This is a genomic window from Cryobacterium shii (assembly GCF_004402595.1).
Lineage (GTDB): Bacteria > Actinomycetota > Actinomycetes > Actinomycetales > Microbacteriaceae > Cryobacterium > Cryobacterium shii.
This window is the reverse complement of record NZ_SOFY01000014.1, coordinates 176562-182665: the sequence shown is the minus strand read 5'-3', so window position 1 is coordinate 182665 and position 6104 is coordinate 176562. Positions and strand designations below refer to the sequence as shown.

The 6104-nt window shown below is 69.7% G+C and carries 4 protein-coding genes; all 4 read right to left on the bottom strand.

The features are described from left to right. Window positions 1-328: 328 nt before the first annotated feature. Window positions 329-2602 carry a polyribonucleotide nucleotidyltransferase gene (locus E3O49_RS18475; protein ID WP_134366385.1) on the bottom strand — a complete coding sequence of 758 codons (2274 nt, stop codon included), beginning with the start codon at window positions 2600-2602 and terminating at the stop codon, window positions 329-331. Between the two features lie 277 nt (window positions 2603-2879). Then, window positions 2880-3845 (bottom strand): iron-sulfur cluster-binding protein, encoded by a 966-nt coding sequence (locus E3O49_RS18470; protein ID WP_198416017.1) that lies wholly within the window; start codon window positions 3843-3845, stop codon window positions 2880-2882. Then, complete coding sequence (locus tag E3O49_RS18465; protein WP_134366386.1) at window positions 3842-4819, bottom strand: dihydroorotate dehydrogenase; 978 nt, start codon at window positions 4817-4819, stop codon at window positions 3842-3844. Before E3O49_RS18465 ends, E3O49_RS18470 begins: the two co-directional genes overlap by 4 nt. A 144-nt stretch (window positions 4820-4963) precedes the next feature. Then, window positions 4964-6097 (bottom strand): LLM class flavin-dependent oxidoreductase, encoded by a 1134-nt coding sequence (locus E3O49_RS18460; protein ID WP_134366387.1) that lies wholly within the window; start codon window positions 6095-6097, stop codon window positions 4964-4966. Window positions 6098-6104 lie beyond the last annotated feature (7 nt).

Genomic DNA, 6104 nt, shown 5'->3' with positions numbered 1-6104 from the left:
GCGGCGGCCGGGGCGGCGGCCGGGGCGGCCGGGGCGGCGGTCGGGGCTGCGGTCGGGGCTGCGGTGGCCGGGGCTGAAACGGCGCCGACGACCAGGCCGAAGCTCAATAGGGAGATGGCGCCGAGGCGCGACAGGGAACGCAGGCGGTTCTCAGAATTCATCATGGGCGCAGGCTAGCGCGATGCCGACGGCGTCAACTAGGACGGGTTGTGACCCCAGCTAGGGGGGGGGTGCGTCCGGGCGCGCAAAAAGCCCGCCCTGCCGTAACAGGACGGGCTTTCCGTCTTACCGACTAACCTGGCGAGAGGTTGTCGGCAGATCTAGCGGACTACGCCTCGGTCGAAACCGGTGCGTCCTCGGTGCCGGCCTCAGCCGACTCTTCGAGTACCGGGGCGAGCGAGAGCTTGCCACGGTCGTCAATCTTGGTGATCTCAACGAGGACCTTCTGGCCCACGCCGAGCACGTCTTCGACGTTCTCCACGCGCTTTCCGCCGGCGAGCTTGCGCACCTCGGAGATGTGCAGCAGGCCGTCCTTGCCCGGGAGCAGCGAGACGAAGGCGCCGAACGCGGCGATCTTCACGACAGTTCCGAGGAACTGCTCGCCAACCTCGGGGTTGGTGGGGTTCGCGATGGAGTTGACCATGGCGCGGGCGGCCTCGGCCGACGGTCCGTCGACGGCGCCGATGTACACGGTGCCGTCCTCCTCGATGGAGATGTCGGCGCCGGTCTCGTCCTGGATCCCGTTGATCGTCTTGCCCTTCGGGCCGATCAGCTCGCCGATCTTGTCGACGGGGATCTGCACGCTGATCACGCGGGGCGCGGTCGGTGCCATCTCGTCCGGGCGGTCGATGGCGGCATTCAGCACGGCGAGGATGGTCGTGCGAGCATCCTTGGCCTGGGTGAGTGCGCCGGCGAGCACCGAGGCGGGGATGCCGTCGAGCTTGGTGTCGAGCTGGATCGCGGTGACGAATTCGCTGGTTCCGGCGACCTTGAAGTCCATGTCGCCGAGGGCGTCTTCGGCGCCGAGGATGTCGGTCAGAGCCGCGTAGCGGGTCTTGCCTTCAACGGTGTCGGAGATGAGGCCCATCGCGATGCCGGCGACCGGGGCGCGCAGCGGCACTCCGGCGTTCAGCAGCGACAGGGTCGAGGCGCAGACGGAACCCATCGAGGTGGATCCGTTGGAGCTGAGCGCCTCGGAGACCTGACGGATGGCGTACGGGAACTCCTCGCGCGTCGGCAGCACGGGGACCAGGGCACGCTCAGCGAGCGCGCCGTGGCCGATCTCGCGGCGCTTCGGGGTTCCGACCCGGCCGGTTTCACCGGTGGAGTAGGGCGGGAAGTTGTAGTTGTGCATGTAGCGCTTCTTGGTGACCGGGCTCAGGGAGTCGATCGTCTGCTCCAGCTTGAGCATGTTCAGCGTGGTGACACCCAGGATCTGGGTCTCGCCGCGCTGGAAGATGGCCGAGCCGTGCACGCGCGGGATGATGGCAACCTCGGCGTCGAGCGGGCGGATGTCCGCGAGCCCACGGCCGTCGATGCGGATGCCCTCGTTGAGCACGCGTGAGCGCACGACGAGCTTGGTGACCGACTTGTACGCGGCGGACACCTGGTTGTTGGCGCCGGCGTCGAGCTCTCCGGCGTCGACCTTCGCGGCGATGGCGTCCTTGACGCGGGCCTTGAGGGCGTCATCGGCGTCCTGGCGGGCGACCTTGTCGGCGATCTGGTAGACGCCCTTGAGCTCCTCGTAGGCGAGGGCCGCGACGGCGTCGTAGGTGGCCGGCTGGTAGGACGGGAACACCGGGTAGTTGCCGGTGGCCTTGGAAGCGGAGTCCGCGACCTTCTGCTGCGCTTCGATGAGCTGCTTGATGAAGGGCTTCGAGGCTTCGATGCCCTCGGCGATGACCTCTTCGTTGGGCTTGATGGCGCCGCCCTTGATCAGGTTCCAGGCGTTGTCGGTGGCTTCGGCCTCGATCATCATGATCGCGACGTCCTGGCCGCCATCGGCATCCGTCACCACGCGGCCGGCGACGACCATGCTGAACACGGCGTCGACGATCTGGGAGTGCTTCGGGAAGGCGACCCACTGGCCGGAGCCGTGCTCGTCGGGGATGAGGGCGACACGAACGCCACCGATCGGGCCCGAGAAGGGGAGTCCGGCGATCTGGGTCGACATCGACGCAGCGTTGATGGCCAGAACGTCGTAGTACTCGTCCGGCGCGATGGCCAGAACGGTGACGACAACCTGGATCTCGTTGCGGAGCCCGTCGACGAACGACGGGCGCAGCGGCCGGTCGATCAGGCGGCAGGTGAGGATCGCCTCGGTCGACGGGCGACCTTCGCGGCGGAAGAAGCTGCCCGGGATGCGGCCGGCAGCGTACATGCGCTCCTCGACGTCGATGGTCAGCGGGAAGAAGTCGAAGTTTTCCTTCGGCTGCTTGCTGGCGCTCGTCGCGGAGAGCAGCATGGTTTCGTCGTCGATGTAGGCGGCGGCAGAGCCCTGCGCCTGCTGGGCGAGACGCCCGGTTTCAAAGCGGATGGTGCGCGTGCCGTACTTGCCGTTGTCGATGATGGCTTCGGCGAACGTGATTTCTGGACCCTCCATATGGGGGTTCTCTCCTTTTTGTTTTTTTGCTTCTCGCCATTCTGGCGACGAAGACTCGGTTGCCCGTATGGCGCGCGAGTTGGACTTGGAGCAGGACAGGGGCGCTGCTGGCCACCAGTAGAAATTCACCAACAACGGATGCTGCCACCGAGTTGGGAAACCACCACCGAGGACCAGCGTGCTGCCGGTCTGCTCCGTTAGTGCTCGGCCAATCCACGGATTGACCTCCTCAAGCCTAACAGAAGACGCTCAGACTGCCGGGTTTGCGGGCCGGGTCCTAGAGTGCGGCGTCGAACACCGGGCCGTCGACGCAGACCAGCGGCCCCTCGACGGCGGGATCCGTGGCCACGGGCGCGGCGCAGCCGTGGCAGTAGCCGAGGCCGCAGGCCATGTGGGCCTCCAGCGAGACCTGCACCGGCACACCCCACTCGGCGCCGAGTTCGGCGGCGAGGCGGGCGAGCACGCCGGCGCCGCAGACCAGGATCACGTCGGGCGGGCCCGCGTCGAACCGGGCGCGCAGCCGTGCGGCGAGGGCGGGCATCCGGCTGCTTCCGTCGTCGTCGGTGACCGGGATCACCTCGGCACCCAGTTCGGCGCAGTCGGCGAGGCCGATCAGGTTGGCGCGGGACCGGCCGCTGACCACGACGGTGGCCTTGAGGCCGAGCCGGGCGGCATCTTCGACCGAGCCCATGACGGCGCAGACGCCGACGCCCCGGCCGATCATCAGGGCCGTGCGGGCCTGCTGCGCGCCGGTCGCGGTCGGGAGGGCGGCATCCGGGAACTCGAAGCCGCGTCCCAGCGGGCCGGTGACCAGGAGGCGCTCCCCCACGGCGACGTCGGCGAGCGCGGTGGTGCCGCGGCCGGCCACGCCGTAGACGACCTCGACGGTGCCCTGCTCCGGGTGCCGGCGGTGGATGGCCATCGGGCGGGGCAGCAGGATGCGCTCCCCTCCCTTCGGCGGCACGGTGATCATCAGGAACTGGCCGGCCAGCGCGGTCGCCGCGATGGTCCGGGTGGCGAGCACGAGCCAGTGGTAGCGCTCCCCCACGATGTCGTGCACCAGCACCGGGGCGTCGTCCCAGACCGGCTCGGGCCGGGGCATCCGTTCGGGCGGACGCACCGAGAGCAGACCGTCGATGGCCGCTTCGTCGGCCGCGGCGAATTCGCGCTGGCGGCGAAGGGCGGCGAGCTGGGAGGTTTCGGCCGGCTCCGGCGTGGTGCTCGGCTCCGGCGTGACGGTCATTCGGCTCTCCAGAGTTCGATCAGGGCGTTGATGTCGCCGGCGCCGTCGGTGAGACAGCGGTCCTGCAGGGCGCGCACGATCTCGACCATGGCGAAGGGCCGCCCGAAGCTGGCCGTGCCGACCTGGATCGCGGTGGCCCCGACCGAGAAGTAGTCGAGGGCGTCGTCGACGGTCTCGATGCCGCCGCAGGCGATCACCGGGATCTGAACCGCGCGGGAGGCCAGCCAGACCAGGCGGAGCACGATCGGGCGGATGCCCGGCCCGGAAAGGCCGCCGATGACGTTGCCGAGGGCGGGGGCTCGGGTGTAGCGCTCGAGCGGCAGCGCGGGGATGGAATTGGCCACGCAGACCGCGTCGGCGCCGGCTTCCTCGGCCGCGAGGGCGCAGTCCGCGATCGACGACACCAGCACGGGCAGCTTGACGATCAACGGCTTGTCCGTTTCGAGCCGGGTCGTGCGCACGACCTCCCGGATCGCATCCGGGTCCGAGCCGATGTCGGCGCCGTGGCGGTCGAGGTTCGGGCAGGAGACGTTCAGCTCGTAGGCGACCCCGGAACCGGCCAGGTCGCGCACGACCCGCGCGTACTCGCCCGGGCGGTGGCCGCCCACGCTGATGATCGTGGGCACGCCGAGGGCCTGGTAGTGCGGATGCTGCTGCGCCAGGTAGCCGGCCGCCCCGCGGCTCGGGATGCCGACACTGTTCACCATCCCGGCCCGGATCTCGGTCAGCCGGTGGGCCGGGTTGCCGCCCCTGGGCGTGCCGAACACAGTCTTGGTGACGACCGCGCCGAGCTCGGTGACCGGGATCAGCCGCCCGAGCGAGGGGCCGAAGCAGCCCGAGGCCGGCATCACCGGGTTGGCCAGGGTGAGGCCGCCGATCCGCACGGAGAGGTCGACGGCCGCGGCTGAAGCGGGGCGGGCGTCGAAGAAGGCGCGGCGCGCATCCGTCGTGGCGTCAGGGGGCGCGAGGTTCATGGTCGTCTGCTTCCGCGGCCCGTGAGCATCCGTTCCGCGCCGCACTCCCAGTATCCCGCGCCCAATCTCCCCGCCCAAAATAGGCGCCCCACCCCACCGAGCCGTGAGTTCGGCTGGCTTTTTCGCGAAAAAGTGGGTCGCAACTCACCGCTCGGCGAGGGTGGCGGGCTCGGGGTGGGCCGGGGCGGCCGTCAGGGACGCGGACTTCAGGGCGGCGGCCTTCAGGGAGGCGTGCGTGGGGGCGTCGGGCACGTGCGCCGGACGGTTGGCCGCCAGCTCGCGGCGGAGCACGGGCACGATCTGGCCGCCGAGGATGTCGAGCTGCTCGAGCACGGTCTTCAGCGGCAGCCCGGCGTGGTCGATCAGGAACAGCTGGCGCTGGTAGTCGCCGAAGTAGTCGCGCATGCCCGCGTAGCGGTCGATGATCTGCTGCGGGCTGCCCACGGTGAGCGGGGTCTGCTCGGTGAAGTCCTCGAGGCTCGGCCCGTGGCCGTAGACCGGGGCGTTGTCGAAGTAGGGGCGGAACTCGGTGACGGCGTCCTGCGAGTTCGTGCGGGCGAAGAACTGGCCGCCGAGGCCGACGACGGCCTGATCGGCGGCGCCGTGCCCGTAGTGCTCGAACCGGGACCGGTAGAGGCCGATCAGCTTCGCGTAGTGCTCCCTGGGCCAGAAGATGTTGTTGGCGAAGAAGCCGTCGCCGTAGAACGCGGCCTGCTCGGCGATTTCCGGGCTGCGGATGCTGGCGTGCCAGACGAAGGGCGGCACGCCGTCGAGGGGGCGCGGCGTCGACTGGAACCCCTGCAGCGGGGTGCGGAACTGGCCCTCCCAGTCCACGACGTCTTCGCGCCAGAGGCGGCGGAGCAGCGCGTAGTTCTCCAGGGCCAGCGGGATGCCCTGCCGCACGTCCTGGCCGAACCACGGGTATACCGGGCCGGTGTTGCCGCGGCCGAGCATCAGGTCGACCCGCCCGCCGGAGAGGTGCTGCAGCATGGCGAAGTCTTCGGCGATCTTGACCGGGTCGTTGGTCGTGATCAGCGTGGTCGCCGTGGAAAGGATGATGCGCTCGGTCTGCGCGGCGATGTAGCCGAGCAGGGTCGTGGGCGACGAGGGCACGAACGGCGGGTTGTGGTGCTCGCCGGCGGCGAAGACGTCGAGTCCGACCTCTTCGGCCTTCCGGGCGATGGCGACCATGGCCGTGATGCGCTCGTGCTCGGTGGGGGTTCGGCCGGTCGTCGGGTTGGCCGTCAGGTCACCGACGGTGAAGATTCCGAATTGCATCTGCAGC

Coding starts and splice junctions, on each gene's coding strand:
- E3O49_RS18475 (WP_134366385.1), bottom strand. CDS start 2,602: ATGGAGGGTCCAGAAATCACGTTCGCCGAAGCCATCATCGACAACGGC.
- E3O49_RS18470 (WP_198416017.1), bottom strand. CDS start 3,845: ATGACCGTCACGCCGGAGCCGAGCACCACGCCGGAGCCGGCCGAAACC.
- E3O49_RS18465 (WP_134366386.1), bottom strand. CDS start 4,819: ATGAACCTCGCGCCCCCTGACGCCACGACGGATGCGCGCCGCGCCTTC.
- E3O49_RS18460 (WP_134366387.1), bottom strand. CDS start 6,097: ATGCAATTCGGAATCTTCACCGTCGGTGACCTGACGGCCAACCCGACG.